The sequence below is a fragment of the Paenibacillus sp. FSL P2-0089 genome, assembly GCF_038595095.1.
GTDB classification, from domain to species: Bacteria; Bacillota; Bacilli; order Paenibacillales; family Paenibacillaceae; genus Paenibacillus_AQ; species Paenibacillus_AQ silagei.
This window is the reverse complement of the sequence record NZ_CP152006.1, coordinates 1,691,377-1,708,282: the sequence shown is the minus strand read 5'-3', so window position 1 is coordinate 1,708,282 and position 16,906 is coordinate 1,691,377. Positions and strand designations below refer to the sequence as shown.

10 protein-coding genes are annotated in these 16,906 nt (G+C 53.5%); 2 read left to right on the top strand and 8 right to left on the bottom strand.

Going from position 1 to position 16,906, the window contains the following annotated elements:
- Positions 1-80: 80 nt before the first annotated feature.
- The 3 genes from NST69_RS06890 to NST69_RS06880 form a co-directional block, all read right to left on the bottom strand.
- Positions 81-1,535, bottom strand: coding sequence for a response regulator (locus NST69_RS06890; protein ID WP_340954973.1), 1,455 nt, complete (start codon positions 1,533-1,535; stop codon positions 81-83).
- Complete coding sequence (locus NST69_RS06885; protein ID WP_340954974.1) at positions 1,520-3,268, bottom strand: histidine kinase; 1,749 nt, start codon at positions 3,266-3,268, stop codon at positions 1,520-1,522. Before NST69_RS06885 ends, NST69_RS06890 begins: the two co-directional genes overlap by 16 nt.
- Before the next feature lie 177 nt (positions 3,269-3,445).
- Positions 3,446-4,864, bottom strand: coding sequence for an MDR family MFS transporter (locus NST69_RS06880; RefSeq protein WP_235191752.1), 1,419 nt, complete (start codon positions 4,862-4,864; stop codon positions 3,446-3,448).
- Positions 4,865-4,979: 115 nt separating this feature from the next.
- On the opposite strand from NST69_RS06880, the gene NST69_RS06875 reads away from it, so the two are divergent.
- Complete coding sequence (locus tag NST69_RS06875; protein ID WP_051477801.1) at positions 4,980-5,573, top strand: TetR/AcrR family transcriptional regulator; 594 nt, start codon at positions 4,980-4,982, stop codon at positions 5,571-5,573.
- Between the two features lie 367 nt (positions 5,574-5,940).
- Here the strand turns inward: NST69_RS06875 and NST69_RS06870 are convergent, their stop codons facing one another.
- Together NST69_RS06870 and NST69_RS06865 are read right to left on the bottom strand one after the other, a co-directional pair.
- The gene (locus tag NST69_RS06870; protein ID WP_342548852.1) at positions 5,941-9,921 is read right to left on the bottom strand and encodes an endo-1,4-beta-xylanase; all 3,981 of its coding nucleotides are present in this window, start codon (positions 9,919-9,921) and stop codon (positions 5,941-5,943) included.
- 212 nt (positions 9,922-10,133) lie between these two features.
- Positions 10,134-11,519, bottom strand: coding sequence for an MATE family efflux transporter (locus NST69_RS06865; RefSeq protein WP_340978985.1), 1,386 nt, complete (start codon positions 11,517-11,519; stop codon positions 10,134-10,136).
- A 202-nt stretch (positions 11,520-11,721) separates the two neighbouring features.
- Between NST69_RS06865 and NST69_RS06860 the strand changes: the two genes are divergently transcribed.
- Positions 11,722-11,901, top strand: a complete 180-nt coding sequence (locus NST69_RS06860) for a hypothetical protein (RefSeq protein ID WP_036722620.1) — start codon at positions 11,722-11,724, stop codon at positions 11,899-11,901.
- Positions 11,902-12,272: 371 nt separating this feature from the next.
- On the opposite strand, the gene NST69_RS06855 is transcribed toward NST69_RS06860, so the two are convergent.
- The 3 genes from NST69_RS06855 to NST69_RS06845 form a co-directional block, all read right to left on the bottom strand.
- Entirely contained in the window at positions 12,273-14,741 is a 2,469-nt protein-coding gene (locus tag NST69_RS06855) for a glycoside hydrolase family 88 protein (protein WP_340978984.1), read from the bottom strand.
- A complete protein-coding gene (locus NST69_RS06850) occupies positions 14,741-15,937 on the bottom strand; it encodes an FG-GAP-like repeat-containing protein (RefSeq protein WP_340980816.1) in 1,197 nt (398 codons plus the stop codon). The genes NST69_RS06855 and NST69_RS06850 overlap by 1 nt, the downstream gene beginning before the upstream one ends.
- Before the next feature lie 112 nt (positions 15,938-16,049).
- A complete protein-coding gene (locus tag NST69_RS06845; protein WP_340978983.1) occupies positions 16,050-16,850 on the bottom strand; it encodes a polysaccharide deacetylase family protein in 801 nt (266 codons plus the stop codon).
- Positions 16,851-16,906: the final 56 nt, after the last annotated feature.

Below are 16,906 nucleotides of genomic sequence, written 5' to 3'. Positions count from 1 at the left end.
ACATCTCTATCGTAGCTCAGATTCATGAGGATGAAGATGTCTGAATTTTTCTATTTTGGTGTTTTGTTCTTCTTTCAACGTTATATTTTCCGGTATTGGCTAGGCGTGATTCCAAAGTTCTTCTTAAACAGCTTATTGAAATGGTAATAATCCTTATAGCCAATTTGCTCGACCACCTCTGCCACAGACAGGGAGGAATCTCCAAGTAGTTCCTTAGCCATACTCAAGCGCTTATGCATGATGTATTCCGAATAGGTGACTCCCGTCTCCTTCTTGATCAACGTGCTTAAGTAGCCCAGGCTGAGATGAAACATTTTGGCGATTTCACTGAGCGACAGATCATGCATATACCTGCTGTTGATATAGGCGATAATCTTCTCGACGGCCTCATTGGAAACGTGGATATCTTGCTCACTCAACTGCTCCAGCAACGACTTCATTCTGGTAAACAGCTGTTCCGGCGTATGATACATTCGAATAATCTGTTCATACGATAAGAATTCCAGCTCATTGTCCGGGCTTAATTGATGATGATACTTATGAATAATGGAGATCACCTGATTATAGATGATTGCAATCTGATCAATGTATATAAGGGAATGGCGGCATTCCTCGCTGATCTGCTCCAGCAGAACCTCCACTTGAATGTTATCCTTTTCCTTAATGGATTGCTCCAGCTTTAATAGACATTTTCTAATCAGCGTGGAGATAACAGGCGGTTTGTAATGCGCGAGTTGTTCGGTTTGATGAAAGCATGCGCTGAACATCACAATCTCCGATTCTTGATACAGCCTGGAGATTGGCGTGGTAGCTCCCCCTATACCGCTTATCCCGATATACCTGGCATCGGACAATTCATTGGTAATAAAATCGAGTAGCTCCAAAGGCTCCATATGCTCGTCATAATTGAGCAGCAGCGAAATTTTATCATAACCCGTTCGTAAGGAGGTGACACTCAAATGGGGATATTGATGCCTCCCTTCCGCTATTCCAGGACTGGAGTCTGCGGGATACAGGCAGCATATGAAGCGATAATCCGGAAGCACTGCGGTGACTTCTTGGTTGACCTGAAAATCCTCGATTGTGAATTTGTTCGCCGGATTCAGCCACTCAAATAAATCTCCCAGCAACAAATTATATTCCTCGTAAGCCTCCCGTTTTCTATTCATCTCTACGGTAAGTCTATGGATAGCCTCTTCCAGTTTGATGGCATCAATCTGTTTGACCAGATAGTCGAATGCCCCATAACGGATCGCTTTCTGAGCATATTCAAAATCGGTATATCCGCTTACAAGAATAACCTTCGTCTCTAACTGCAGCCCTCTTATTCTCTCCAGTAATTCAATTCCGCTTAATCCAGGCATACGAATATCGGAAATGACCAGATCCGGCAATAGCTCGGTAATCATCTCCAAGGCGTGCTGACCGTCATACACCTCACCGATAATCTCATAACCCAGACTGTTCCAGTCAATCATGTGGGCAATTCCGTACGCTACCCAAGGTTCATCATCAACAATCAGGACTTGAAGCATAGTTCTCCCTCCGTTTCTCCGGGCTCCTCCATGATCGGTACCGTCAAGATCACCGTGGTCCCTTCGTCTACTTTGCTCTCGATCGTCATTTGGGCATTTTCTCCATAGAACAGCTTTATTCTACGATAGATATTGGCCAAGCCGATGCCCACGCCTCCGTCATTCATCACAACAGGACCTTCAAACCGGTTTAATTGTGCCCTCACCTCTTCCAGCCGTTGCCCGCTCATTCCTACGCCATCATCTTTGACTGTGAAGCAAACAAGCTCATCTGTCAGCAGGTTTACCTGCACAGTAACCAATCCAGAGCTGACCTTTGTCTCCAGTCCGTGAAAAACTGCATTTTCTACGATCGGCTGCAGTAATAATTTCAGAGTGTAGAGCGATTGCAGGCGCTCTTCCGCTTCCACTCGAATTTGTATTTTCCCTCTAAAGCGGTAATCAATAATTCTCGAATATTCCCGAAGGTAGAGCAGCTCTTCACCTATACTGACAAATCCGGCCCCTTTAATGGAATAACGAAACATCTTGGATAGAGAAGAGGTGATTTCCGCGATATCCTCAGCTTTATGAAAAAGGGCAATCGCACGTATGCATTCTAAGGTATTGTACAAAAAGTGAGGATTAATCTGATTCCTGTAGGCCGATATCTCCATTTTCTTTTTCATCAGCTCTATATCAAAGGCTTTTTGCTGAACGACCTGGATATCCCGGCTTAGATGATCGATGTCATCGAGCATCTGGTTCAAGCGGCTGCCCAGGACTCCGATTTCGTTGTTGAACGTCACTGAGAACCTTCTGTCCTTCCCTTTTTTCGTGTAGGATTTCACAAAATCAAGGAGCGCTTTGACAGGCTTAAATACCTGATTATAGAACACAACCAGGAAGAGCAGCAGCATGGAAAAGATTACAATATAGGTAGCAATATTAAGGTTCTTGATGGTACTCACATCCTGGAGCACTTCGGCCTTGGGCAGGACGCTAATAATCTTCCAGCCGGTATTTTTAAGAACCGCTTCCTGAACCAGATATTTATGACGATTAGAGTAATTCTCAGAATGAAAAACTTCGCCGTAATTTTGCGGAGCGGTTCCCGCAATGATGACATCCTTCTCGTCCAGCAGCAGGAATTTGGAATGGGGGGATTGCTTCGATGTCTGTAGCAGCTCATTAAAGCGGGCTCCATCCATTAGAAATACGCACATTCCCCGGTAATCCTTTAACTTGATATTATTCTGCAGATTATAGACAGGAACAGATATCGTGTAGTAGGAGCTGTTGGGTAATATGGAAGTAGTATATTCAATGACAGATGCCTGATTTTTAGGTGTAATATTCGCCTTTTCCCCTAAATTGGCAATCAGCTTGCCCGTGTTGTTATAGAGCAGTATCCCTTTAATGTCTTCTTTCAAAGAAAGTGTACTTGAAAATTGGGAGACAATATCATCGTCCATAAGAATATGTGTCAGTGCATCGTTTGTGCTCAGATATTGCTGAAGCGTCGGACTGTACAACAAGGAGTATGAAATACCATCCATATCTTTATAGAAATTCTTCATGGTTGCTTCCAGCTGAAGCATCAGCTTGTTAACGGATTCCGTAACCTTGTCCTCGACAATACGCTGCGCGATATAATTAGAAATGAGAAAGGATACTAGCAGAAAGCTTAGCATCAGCACATTCAGATAGATAATCTGTTTCACCAGGCTAACTCTTTGAAACCGCTTGATCATATACACATTCCTCCAATCTGCCTGCAAAGATAGCGCTTTCTATACATTCCAGAGTCATCCTTACGCGCTTTGTCCGATATTATACCTTGAATTCAGATAAACGGATACACCACTCTACCATTCGCAACAATGGATCTCAGGGAAATGAAATATAATTGCACTTGCGCACCAGCCGCACTATTTCCTTATTCTTGGCAGGAAGGCAGCCGGAATTAACGCCACAGCCGAGAAGGCAATCGTCCACATAAACGTATGATCGAAGGCAACGGCCATTGCGGCCGGGTCAGGAGTCAGGACGGAATTCAGCTTATTTTGTAAAATAATTGCGATAACTGATACGCCGAAGGCACCGCCAATCTGCTGCATAATACGGGTGGTGCTGCTGGCGTGCGGGATTTGCTTCGAGGACAGACCGATATAGGCAGAAGCCATAACCGGCAGAAAAACAGCTCCTAATCCAGCCCCCCTCACGATAAGAACCGCACTCAGAAAATAGTAACTCGTATCTGCGCCAAGCTGCGTCAGCGGCCAAGTGCCAAGGATGGTAAGGACCGTTCCTACAAGAACCACGGGTCTCGATCCGATCTGATCTGTCAGTTTGCCGGCCAGCGATCTGGTCAGCAGCATCCCGATGCCTTGGGGAACGAGCAGCAGGCCGGACATAAGCACAGATTCACCGCGGACTTGCTGGAGATATAGCGGCAGCAGCAGCATCGCCCCATAGGTCGTCAATCCGGATAGAAACAGCAGTGACGAGGACACGGTTAAGGAACGTACCCGGAACAGCCTGACATCAATCAACGCTTCATCTCCCTTGCGGAAGGCATGGATCACGAATACTGCTAAAAGCGCCACACCTGCTATAACGGGAACAAGGACCGCAGCATGACCGAAGCCGTGGTGGGAGCTGACTTCTCCAAGGCCGTACAGGGTAAGCACGATAGCCGGAGACAGTATCAGCAGTCCAGGCACATCCAGCCGCAGCGTCCGGGCATGGTGCTCTTCTTTGGGGAGCCCCTTCCACGCAACAATTATGGCAGCCAGGCAGAGCGGAATATTGACAAAAAAGATCCATCGCCAGCTCAGATGATTGACGATCAGTCCTCCCAGCACCGGTCCCAGAATGGGCCCAAGCAGCGCTGGCATAGCTATGGTCGCCATTCTTTTGCCCATATTCTGACCTCCATAGGCACGTACGGCCAAGGTCTGCATAATCGGCATCAGCAAGCCCCCGCCGATCCCTTGAAGGGTACGGAAAATAATCAGGCTCTCCACGTTCCACGCCATGCTGCACAGCACAGAGCCGAGCAAAAACAGACTCAGCGAAAATAGCCACATCTTCCTTCCCCCAAACCGTTCCACAGCCCAGCCTGTTATAGGAATAACCATCGCAAACGACAGCAGATATCCGGTCATCACCCACTGAACAATGGATACCGAGGTGTTAAATTCCCGGACCAGCGTATCAATCGCCACATTGGTTATCGTCGTATCGAAGATCGGAGCCAGAATACCAAGCATAAGAATCCACATCAAATTCTTGGCTGCTGCCTGCTGTTCAGCTGGTTCAAGTGCTGGTTTAGCTTGATTTTGCAAGTTGATCATCTCCCTTTGGTCGCTAATAAGAAACTTAAAGTTTCTTAATTGAGCCTATGATATACTATCCTCATAAGAAACGCAACGAAATTCTCCAAAGGTGGTTGAGACCGGTATGTCCACTTCTCAAGAACAGGATAAATTGAAGAACAGACGCAGAGGCAAGGAGCTCGAAGCCGCTATACTCCAGGCCGTACGGGAAGAGTTGACAGAGCAGGGGTATTCCAATCTTACGATGGATAGTGTGGCCGAGCGGGCGGGAACAAGCAAAGCCGTACTCTACCGCCGGTGGGCCAACCGTGCTGAGCTTGTGCTTGCTGCTATCCGGGAGCGTGTGCCCCTGCCGCTGGAGGAAGTGCCGGATAACGGGAACTTGAGGGATGATGTATGCGGGGTGCTGCGGGCCATGAACCAGAATAATATTCAAGTCATGTTGAATGCTTTCTACGGACTTGTAGCAGAAATGGGCAATATGCCGCTTGCCTCCTATATTTTCCCCCATGGGCGTCAAAACAGGACCATGTCGATTTTGCTGGAGCGGGCTGTTGAGCGGGGAGAAGTATCTGCCGAAGCCGTAACCCCCCGAATGCTCACTTTGCCGTCCGATCTGGCCCGCCATGAGCTGATGCTCTATAACGCACCCATGTCAGAGGAGACGATCGCCAATATTGTGGACGAGGTGTACCTTCCGCTGGTGTTAAAACGGTAATTCTTCATTCCCGTCCATTAGTTTTACGGCTTAAGTCATTCGCCCTTAATTTCTTTGTTGTGGAGCTAATGTTGCATGTATTGCAACTCGGCATCTAGGATAGGGGCATTCCCGGGAGATTGTTGCAGGAATTGCAGGATTATCTTCGCTAAGCCGCTTCAAGACAGGATATTCCTGCTTTTTGTACAACAATACGAGAAATGGTTGTTGTAATGTGAGTGAATGTTGTAGTTTAAGCAGGATTTTTGAATCGAATTATAAGTTGGAGTTGGAGGAGCAGCACGATAATCCGGCTGCAACCACAAACAGCCAGTCACCGGCAATCTGCCCGGCGGCTGGCTGTTTCTCTGTCTTATTAGAAGTAACTTTACAGCTTCCAGATCCGGTACAGAATTACCGCTGCTTCCGAACGGGAGAGGGTGTCCCCCGGAGCAAGCTTATTGTTCTTACCGTTCACTACGCCGTATTTCAGCAAGGCTGACACGCTGTCCTTGGCATAGGCGGAGATTTGACCGGCATCGGTGTAAGATGCTATCGATCCGCTGCCTTCAGCCGTGATTCCGGCCGCCTTCAGGGCACGCGCCGCAATTACCATCATCTCCTGGCGGGTGATGACGCCCGCTGGCTTGAAGGTATTGCCCGCATAGCCTGTGACGATACCGAGCTGCTTCGCGGCCGCAAGCTCCTTGCTGTATGCCGCATTACTCTGGACATCGCTGAAGCCTGCAACTGCTTCAGCAGCAGCCTTAAGCTCCAGCACCTTCACCAGCGAGGCTGTGAAGTCTGCTCTGTTCATAGGAGCGGCAGGCATGAAGCTGTTGCCGTCCGGAAGGATATCGCGCGCAGCCATGGCAGCAGCTGCCTGCTTCGCCCATGACAGGCTGCCGAGATCTGTAAAGGCCGGCGGAGCGAAGGCTGCGGCAAATGTACCGAACTCTGTAGTACGGAACACCAGCGCTTCCTTCACTGCATCATAACGGCTGTTCACCACAGCAGACCATGCGCCGTTGCCGGTGAGCGAACGGACCAGAAGAGACTCCAGACTGTCAAGCTCTGCTGCTGACGCTTTGTAAGGAATAGAGACGGTCATCTCGCTGCTGCCAGACAAGGCTACCTTCTGCCCGCCTGCAAGCAGACTCAGCTCCACCACCGGACGGCTGCCGGTCTGCTGGAGAGCAGTGGCATCCAGGCCTTCGGCTGTGGAATGCTTGACCCGGATGCTAACATATTCAGTGGTTGCTGCAATCCCTGCGAGCTGCTCACTTGGAATGGACAGCGTAGCAAGGCCGTTCTGAAGGACAAGCAGGAACTTCTCCTGCGTCTTCAGGCCTTGAAGCGGCAACTGGGCTTCATAGGAGGCCACACCTGTCTGGTTCGCCAGGTCGATGATAATCTGCTTCCGTCCGTCTGCTGCCGGGGCCGCCTGCTTCAGGGCTTGCTGCCACAGCTCAGCCGTAACTACGGCCTTCGCCTCTGTGCCTTCGGTCTTCACGACAGGTCTGAGCGTCACCACACCATCCTTGCTGTCAATCTGCGCAGGCTTAGGCGCAGGCGTGCTGCTGCTATAGCTGGTGCCGCCAGAGACTGGTGCAGGTGTGGCTGTTGGTGCAGGTGTTGCTTCCGGTTCCGGCGTTGGCGTTGGCGTCGGCTTCGTCGGGGGCTCAGCGCCGTCTTTGGCCTTAAGCGTCAGCACGCCGAAGACGGAGGTGTCCTGATAGCCGTTGCCGGTGGTATCATTCCAGGCGGCCACACTTTGCCGGACGCCGTTCTTGGCATCGTTGATCTGAGTGTCGAAGCCGACCTTGGTTCCGCCGGCTGGCATGATTGTTTTGAACGGAAGCTTCATTTCAAGCGTATAGTTAGTTCCGGCTATCTTGGTTGCCGACTCGAAGCCTGCACCAATGGCTGCCGGACTGAATGAGGCTTCATTGTCGTAATTGACCCGGTATTGTCCGTCATCGCTCTCATAGAAGGTCGTGCGGCCGAAATTTTCATCCAGGAAAATCTCTACAGAGTCCTGCTCCCATGCATTCACATTACTCTTATCCAGCCCAGCATCACTTACCTGGACCAGCACATACAGATTCTGGTCATCCCATAGGGTACGTGCGGTTCCGCTTGCGCCCTGCCAAGCCATCTGATAACGGTTCACAGCCATCTCAGGCGCAGAGGCCCAGATTCCATCCGCTGTTCCGTCAATAACCGGCGTGCCGTAGACTGCCTCTGACACGTTGGCTTCTGCCGTATTCGGCTCATGCTCAGCCATGAATTTGGCCGGATCAATGACCGCGTAGTAAGCCGGCTTCGCCTGCAGATCCCTGTCGAACAGCAGCGGGCTTGACTCCGCTCTCCAGCTTGTGCGGTCATCCATGCCCCAGAAGGTTACCCGCGCAATATGGTCGGCATGGGCCTTGTAGAGATCCATCAGCCTCGCATACAGATAGCCTTGAGCAATCCGTTCCTTCTCTGTCTGCGTATTCTGGCTGCCGGCCTGAATATCCAGTTCGGTAATACTGACCTCTACGCCAAGGGAGATGAACCTCTCCAGCGATAGCTTGACGTTATCTGGATTCGTATTGATATTGTAGTGCGCCTGCATCCCCACACCATCAATCAACAGCTTGCCGGGATGGGTCAGCGCGTACTTGTCATTCAGTTCCTTGACCATACTGTAGATGGCCTGGGCCTTGTTCTGGTTATCGTCATTGTAATCATTGTAATACAGCTTGATATCCCATTCCGGATGCTGGTCCAGCACCTCTCTGGCCGCCAGGAATGCCTGCTCCAGATAATCCGGACCGATGGCTTCATACCACGGAGCCTTACGCAGCGCCGCTTGCCAGTTATTCGGATTGGACGGGTTATCGTTCATTGCCTCGTTGACTACATCCCAGGAGATGACCCGGTCTCCGAAATGCTCCATAACTCCCTTGATGTGCGCTCTCAGGTTAGCGAGTGCTTCGTCACGCCCCAGCGGAACGCTAAGGCCTGCTGCATCCGTGGTCAAGTTCATCCAGTCAGGCGACTGCTGATACCATACCAGCACATGCCCGTGCATCTTCATGCCTTCGGCAAGCACCTTATTTACCATCGCATCTGCCGCTGTAAAAGTGAAATTGCCCTTGGTTGGCTGAAGCGCATCCGGCTTCATGGCATTGCCTGCGGTAGCAACATTGTGATGCATCTTCAGCAGGTCCAGCCGTACGCCTTCCAGATCCTCGGCGGATAGCGCGTTGCCGATCAGGAAGTCATTTTGATAGGCTGTTTTTAGCGGAGTCAGATCTCTCTGAATATCCACCGGAGCGGTACCAGTATGCTCGAAATTAATATCATCGATATAAAAGGAAGCGGTTGCATTATTGGAACTCTCAATGTACAGGGTCAGATATTCGCCGCCCACGCTGTTATAGCGGTAGCTGCCCTCATATTTCACCCAGCCGTCAGCCGTACTGATCGTCTTAGGGGACAGGGTCACATAACTTGCACTGCTGTCTGTGCCTACTTGTGTAGACAGCTGGAGCTGTGCGCTAGCCGGTTCGATCAGCTTCACCCAGGCAGACAGGGTATATTCACTGCCCTTGTCCACGTACTTCTCCACACGCAGGGATGGGCCGTGCCAGGTATTGTTTCTGCCCTCGACCTTCAGGGAATATGAACCGCCCTCAGTATGATTCGCTTCATTCGTTACGGTCAGCGTCTCGGTTCCGGCTCTGCCGGTGAAGCCGCCCAATTCCTGATCTTCAAAAGTAACCTTGCTGAACGGCAAAGCCGGTTCACGCACAGGCTCTTCCCCGCCGCCCGGAGTAGACTCTGTCGTTATCAGAAGATCGCCAAGGTAGAAGGGTACTGTGGCTCCCTTATCGTCTGACTGGATGCGCAGCTTCTGCTCCGCGTCCACCGTAAAGGTCTTGGTCAAGGTCACGGCTTGACCCGCATGATATTCGCCACCGGCGTAATTGCCATAACCGTCCAGTGTCAGCATCACTGCCTGTGCGTCCTTCGGCACAGTTACGCTGCCATCCACATAGACCACCGCTGTTACGGTATAGGTGCTGCCCTTCTTCATGCCCATATCCGAGAGGTTGAAATCAGCCGCATCCCAGCTATCCTTCCGGTTGCTTACGTGCAGCGCTGCCCCATCGCTATTTCCGTCAAAAACAACGCCCTTAACCGCCTCCAGCTTGGCGCCTCCCGACTGAACTGCCTTACCTGCGCCATTCGCAAACGTTTCGTGATATACCGTGGTCTGTGCCTCGGCTGCCTGAGCAGCCGGAAGATATCCGCCTGCCGGAAGAAGCAGAAGGGCTGCCAGCAGCACCAGAGAGACTTGCTTGATTATTCTCTTCATGCGTTGCACTCCTCTGTATGAATTTGGGTTTCAATGAGTTAAGCGCTTACAGCTAATGTGGAAGCCTCCCCCTTCACCACCCAAATCGTAGCATACGGACCAAAGTGCGTCTTACCTGAAACTAAAGGTTGTACCGTGCTTTTTATTGATGATTCCGAGTGACTGCATAGCAAAGAAGACCCCTGAATAAGGAGTCTTCTAACCGGCAGTATCTATATCAGCTTGTGCGCATACCACTTCTTGCCCCGGAAGCGCCAGAGGAATACCGCTCCGCGCACTGCCCATTCGCAGTTCATCGCCAGCCATACACCCAGCACTCCATAGCCCAGCACGATCCCGAGAATATAGCCGAAGACCACCCGGAACAGCCACATCGTCAGCATCGAAGCGATCGAGGTGAAGCGGGAGTCTCCCGCTGCCCGCAGCGCGGACGGCAGAATGAAGCTGAAGGCCCAGAGCGGAATCTGGGCAATCGCATTGACCAGCAGCACCACGAACAGATCATCGATAATCTCCGCAGGCGGGGAGAAAATAGAGACAAGCGGGTGGAACAGCGGCATCAGGATCAAGGCCACCAGGGCGTAAGAGGCGGAACCGATCCACAGGAAGGACTTGATGAACTTCCGGGCATCCGCTACATCCCCCCGTCCGATACACTGGCCGACCACGGTTACAATCGTCAGCGACAGTGCACTGGCCGGAATCTGAAAGACCATCGCCAGCGATCCGGCAATCGCATTGGTGGCGATGGCATACGTACCCAGACTGACAATGAAGATCTGCGTCAGCAGCTTGCCGCCGTTGAAGAACATCTGCTCTGCGGCGAACGGTACGCCGATGAACATGATTTTGCGCAGCATCATAAGCGGAACATGGAACAGGTCGCGGAACTGCACACGCAGCACCGAATCGAACTTGAACAGATAGATCAAGGCACAGGCCATCCCCACATAACGAGCAATATTGACCGCAAGTGTCATGCCCAGCACACCCATGTCCAGCAGGTTAATGAAGACAACGTTGAGGATAACATACAACACGTTCATAATCAGCGACAGCATCAGCGAAGCCCGCGTCCGGCCCACGCCCCGCAGCGCACCGCATACAGCCTGAACCACGGCAATCCCCAGATACGAAATGCTGCTGCCGATCATATAGACCCGGGCATTGTCCAGCACATCGGCGGAGGCCGTCCCGAACAGCAAATTCAGAATTGGCGTATGGAAGGACATCAGCAGCAGACCGATTCCCACCGCAAGCAGCGAGACCGAGGTAACCGATCCGGCCGTGGCCTGGGAGACCATGCTGTCATTCCCGCTTCCTTTATACTGCGCAACCACCACCGTCCCCCCGGTCGCAATCGCCACAAATACATTGATCAGAAAAATATTCAGGGAATCCACCATATTCACCGCACTGACTGCCGCCATACCCGACGAGCTGATCATCGCAGTGTTGACCAGATTCAGCCCGATAATGAAGGCCTGGTCAATGAGAATAGGCAGAAACAAGGCGATAATTTGCCGGTAATCCATGCTGTCTCCGGACAGATATTTTTCCAGCCATTTCTTGGCCGGTTGAGGAGCTTGAAGCTGCATACATTGATCACATTCTTTTCTGTAGAATAATTGCAGGCGTACTATACATTCCTTCCAGTTTACTACAGATTCCGCTTCAAGTCTGTGATAAGAGTGGAATTCGTTCAGATTACCGGATAACATTCCCTGCTCCCTAAGTAAAATCCTGGGTCCGGCCGAAATATAGAATGAGAGTATTTACATTCGGAAGGAGGAGCCTATTATGAACAATGAGATCGTTAAAAGTCTGATCCAGCAGGTGACGGAAGAAGTGTTATCCGAGAATCAAGCTGCCTTGGAGCAGAGCGGAAACAGCCAAGCCAGCATTCAACTAGCTGTGCAACTGTCCGCCGTTACCACCCTTAAGATCCTTGAAAAGCTGGAGCTGATCGATAAGGATTAACCGCACAGCCTGCCTGTGCTACATACCCGTAAGGCACTCCGCGCAAAAAAAACCGCAGGAAGCGAATTTCCGCCTGCGGTTTTTTGCGTGGATATAGGGGATTCAGGGGCATTTGTGCTCTTCATTCTGACGGCTCAGAGGGATTTATTCCTCTCATTTTCGCTCACCGTCCATTTTCAGCGGAATCAATGGGATTTATCCCTTTCATTTCGCTGTATTCTGTATACGCGCGATTCCCGGGTTCTGCGGCTATACGGCTACATGAAGAAGAGGCTGTCGTACTCAAGCAGATTGAAGATAACTCTGCATGAGTAGTAACAGCCTCTGATTGATAAATTACTTTTTTCAGCAGCACTATTACACTACAACTCTTACATGTGCTGCGCCTCCAGTTCCCGCCTAAGCTCAAGCGCTTCAATACCGGCCAGCAGCACAATGCCGATTCCGTGAGTATCGTTGAGCTGCCAGGTGAGCTGTTCCTTGTAATACAGTTTGTTGAAGGAATACCCCGATCCCCGGCAGACGCCATAGACGTTCCCCTGATGGTCGATGCAGTATTCGGCCAGTGCCGTCCAGCCGCGCAGCGCTGCATCGGCATATGGATACGGCTCTGGCAGCCAACCTCTGCGCACACCGCGCGCAAAAGCATATACGAACATCGAAGAACACGATGCCTCCGCATAAGCTTCGGGATCGGTCAGAACCTGATGCCATAATCCTTCCGCATCCTGCAGCCGTAAATAACCTTCGCACAACAGCCGGTAATAATCCAGCAGTTCTTCCCGCTGCGGATGCTGCTCCGGCAGTACCTCCAGCAGCTCAGTCAGCGAGAACAGTACCCAGCCATTGCCTCTTCCCCAGGCTACCCCGTTCGGCTTGCTGAATTTGTAATCATACACATGATACATAATGCCAAGCTCCGGCTGGAACAGCCGATTACGGTAATGGAGAAACTGTGACACTGCATCATCCAGATAAGCGGGATCGCCCGTCAACAGATAATACCGGCTCAGGAACGGAGTGCTCATATATAGATCATCGCACCACATCGTTCCCTGCATGAAGTCGGTGGTGCCCCGTGTACGGTAGAGCGCCCCCTCCTCATCGCGGGACTGCGTATTTTGAATATACCGGGCGATATACGCCGCTGTTTCGGACGCTCCATGCAGCGGCTGTTCGGCATGAGCGGCGAGCATCACCGCACCGAAGGAGCCGCAGTCATCCAGTGAGTCCATGAGCGCCAATTGCTGGTTAATACCCGGAGCACCATAGCGGCTGCGGTCCCATAGCGAATAAGCATGGAGCCGGGTACACTGCTCAATATGTCCTCTGGTATATGCGGAATAATGAGGATCGCCCAGAGCCTGACCGGTACGCAGCAGACCATAGAGGGTCACCCCCAGCGGATAATTCCAGCGTCCGTACAGCGCACTCTCCAGATAGGGCCTGACTGCGCCACCAGGACGGTCCACCCGCCAAAAGCATTCCTCCGCCCCTTCACCGAAGGGAGCATCCATAGAAGCCGCTTCCGCAGGCTGCGGTGCCGCCGATTGCAGAAACGGACCCAGGTACAGCCATGGCCCGGTCTGCCCTTCCACCGGGAAAGGACTCACCAGCTTCACTGTGCCGTGGACTCCACTGGCGCCAGCTCCCTTGTTCAAGGTTCCCTGCGGAGAGCAGCAGGGTGAAGCTTCCGCAAGAGCCGCGCTACACTCCGCTTCCACCTGCACCTCTGCTGTGTTCCCAGCCTCCGCCGCTTCCAGGCGGAAGCCCCACCCGGGGCCGCCGCACACGGCCTCGACCAGCAGGTCATGGCTGCCGAAGCTCAGCGGCAGCACACACTCAAGGCCGGCACTCGCTTCGGGCTGGATGGCGGCAAGCCTGCCATCCACGCAGACCTTGAGTGCCGCTACATCCCGGCTGCGGAGGACCAGCCGGACGTTCATTCCGCCCGGCGCACTCACCGCCAGCCGGCTCCAGGCCAGCGCCTTCGCGCCGGGCACCGCGCCGAGCACGCGCGCGAGGTTCCCGCCCTGTGCCTTGGTATCCGGCCATCCGGCCGCCGGATACCAGGCACAGCGGGCCGCCAGCGCAGCTTCGGCGGCCTCCGCGGCTTCGCCGCAGCGCACACTTCCGCGCTGCGAAGGCTCCGCGCGGTGCGCCGCAGCCTCTCCCTCAGAAGCGCCGCCGCCCTCCGGCTGCAGCGTCCATCTGCTCTGCTGCGGCGCGCTGTAGATCCAGCCCTCGCAGCCGCTGCGCTCCGCAGTCGGGGCCAGAAAATGCAGCGGAGCCCCCTTCACGCTCCCGGTGCCAAAAATCCCGCCGCAGCCGGTGCCGACGGCGGTACACTCCAGCAGGAACTGATTCCAGCCTGCCTTCAGCCCGGTACGAAAGAATGCCTTGCGGTCCGGGAACACATCATCGTTCAGATTGGACGCGAACACGGCAATGCCGTTGACATAGACTGTCACCGGACCGAAGCAGCTGAGCGCGAGCGGGATTTCGCAGTCTGCATCGCTCCACAGCTTCCCCCAGGCATAGACAAATTCCCCGTCCCGCAGCTCAGGCAGCCGTTCTTTCAGATTCATCTCATACCGGCAATCCGGCAGGCGCGGGAAGCTGTTCTCCAGATGAACGCGGTAGACCGGAGGCTGCGGCGGATTTGCACCAATATAGCGATTCGCTATGATGGCAAGCATCGCTTCCGTATGCTCTCCGGCTGTGCGGACGATGGAATGACGCGGATGAAAGTAGGCGGGAACATTGGCCTGCTCGGCATCACCCTTCACGTCATGCCCTTCCTCTGCACTCACCGCTGCATTCTCGTCCCTGCCCCCCATCACAACGCCACCTCACCGCCGGGGTACAGGGTGGAGCTGTACAGCCGTTTGGGCTGGGGCAGTTGCTGCCCGGGATAGACCGCTTGCAGCGGAAGAGCTTCACCGGCATAGACAGCGGCCAGCTCATCCGTATAAATAATGACCTGCTCGGTTCCGCTGCCCAGCAGATCCCCGTGTACGGCGTAGCCCTGCTCGGTGAACTCGACAACGATATTCATATAGCCGTCATACAGTGCGGGAAGCACGGCTTCCCCACGGCGGTACGCCAGAATATAGTCGGGTGCATCCGGCCAGAACCGGCTGACGGCTTCGACAATGGTCAGCCAGCCGTCAGTGGTACGCTCTTCCTTCCACAGCTCCCGGCCGGATTGGTCCAGCAGGAACATAGCGTCCTTGCCCCGAAGACCCTTGCCGTCGTCCTCGCGGACCAGACGGTCAAGGCCCGCAATCTGCAGGCCGGGCAGGTCCGGGCGGAACCGCCCAAGCGCCAGATGCTGCGACTCGACTGAGCCTTCATACCGCCATAGCTCATGCCCGTTACGGTCGTACATCACCGTCACACTACCGCCGATGACCAGCTCCGGTACCCCGTCTCCATTCACATCGCCCACCCACAGACAGTCGGCATGATCGTCCAGATCCTTGCAGCTCCATAGCCGCTTGCCCTCCGCACTCAGCAGATCATATCCGGCCATCACCTCATCGCGCCCGTCACCGTCCAGATCGTACACCCACGGATAATGCCCTACATTGCCCTGATGGGTCCAGAGCAGCCGGAAGTCCCGATCCAGCGCCCACAGCTGATGGTAGCGGTCTTTGAGAATAATGTCGGAAGGATAGCTGCCGCCTGACAGGTTGGCAATAATGATGCAGTCATGAGCCTCCTTCGCCGGCAGCGGATGAACCGCTTTGACTTTGCCCGTCGCCCCCTCCAGAATATGCAGCTGATCCTTCATCACACACAGCACCTCCAGCGCCCCGTCACCATCGATATCGGCAATCTGGGCCGGATAATCGGAGCCTTGGCTGCCTGCGTTCGAATCCGGCTTTCCCGTCTGCCACAGCAGACGGCCATCGAGATTATAAGCCGTCAGGCACTGCACCTGATGCGGAATATAACGTACATCCTGGCGGTTATCCGGCTGCACCAGCAGCAGTTCAGCCCGGCCGTCCCCGTCCAGATCGCCGAGCAGCATTTTACATCTTGGACCGGCGGCAGAGATATCCAGCCCGGCCAGCCGGTGCAGCTTTTGACTATGATCCTTATGATTCACAATACATCCTCCTTCACTCTATCCCTGTTCTGTATCAGCCTAGATCCACAGTCTGTCCCCCGGGCACCTCGACTATCGTACCGTCAATCTCCAGCCAGACAGCAGCCGCTCCCGGATTATAGACCCAGTCCCTTGCCGCCGAGAACAGCAGCCCCCGGCAAGCCTTCATGTAATGCACCAGCTCCAGATTCGTTGCATACCAGATGTCGCCGCGTCCGCCCGCCATGGCGCAGAAGCGCTCCATCAGCTCCCAGTTGTTGTCATTGTCGAACTCGTAGCTATGTCCCCACACATACATCAGGTACAGATACTGCCGCTTATGCAGCCCCACAAAAGTCTCCGCGTGAGCCAGCAGCTCCCGGTTATGATGACAGGTCGCCTGCCACTCCAGCCAGTCCTCCGGGAGGGCGAACCCGCCGGTAGACTGCACTGTGCGGGCATACTCAATGCCCAGGTGCGGCAGCAGCGCCTTGATCTCCTGCGTATAGGAGCCGTTCGGGTAAGACATACCGCGCACAGGCTGGCGGACCAGCCCTTCCAGCACCCTGCGGTCCTCCATAATCTCCTCCACGACCAGCTCCTGCGGGCAGCGCGCCAGCGTCGGATGGCTCCGCGTATGCACGCTGACCTCATGTCCGTGGTAGAGAGCCGCAACCTCGTCCGCCCTGATGCGGTCTCCTTCGCCAAGCAGCCCCGAATTCAGATGGAAGCTGCCCTTGATTCCATACTGATTGAACAGGCCGACCAGCCGTTCATCCGCCCGCCGTCCGTCATCATAGCTCATGGTCAGCGCCTTATGACGGCCTTGCGGATAGCAGTAATACACTCCCGGCATTGCAGTTAAGCCTCCTTCGAATAAAATCGTCCGTCCCTAAGAGGGACGCATATGTT

What these genes read in the sequence shown, in the direction of transcription:
- NST69_RS06890 (WP_340954973.1), bottom strand. Translation starts at nt 1,535, where the DNA reads ATGCTTCAAGTCCTGATTGTTGATGATGAACCTTGGGTAGCGTACGGA.
- NST69_RS06885 (WP_340954974.1), bottom strand. Translation starts at nt 3,268, where the DNA reads ATGATCAAGCGGTTTCAAAGAGTTAGCCTGGTGAAACAGATTATCTAT.
- NST69_RS06875 (WP_051477801.1), top strand. Translation starts at nt 4,980, where the DNA reads ATGTCCACTTCTCAAGAACAGGATAAATTGAAGAACAGACGCAGAGGC.
- NST69_RS06870 (WP_342548852.1), bottom strand. Translation starts at nt 9,921, where the DNA reads ATGAAGAGAATAATCAAGCAAGTCTCTCTGGTGCTGCTGGCAGCCCTT.
- NST69_RS06865 (WP_340978985.1), bottom strand. Translation starts at nt 11,519, where the DNA reads ATGCAGCTTCAAGCTCCTCAACCGGCCAAGAAATGGCTGGAAAAATAT.
- NST69_RS06860 (WP_036722620.1), top strand. Translation starts at nt 11,722, where the DNA reads ATGAACAATGAGATCGTTAAAAGTCTGATCCAGCAGGTGACGGAAGAA.
- NST69_RS06855 (WP_340978984.1), bottom strand. Translation starts at nt 14,741, where the DNA reads ATGGGGGGCAGGGACGAGAATGCAGCGGTGAGTGCAGAGGAAGGGCAT.
- NST69_RS06850 (WP_340980816.1), bottom strand. Translation starts at nt 15,937, where the DNA reads ATGCTGCTCGGCGATCTGGACGGGGACGGCCGGGCTGAACTGCTGCTG.
- NST69_RS06845 (WP_340978983.1), bottom strand. Translation starts at nt 16,850, where the DNA reads ATGCCGGGAGTGTATTACTGCTATCCGCAAGGCCGTCATAAGGCGCTG.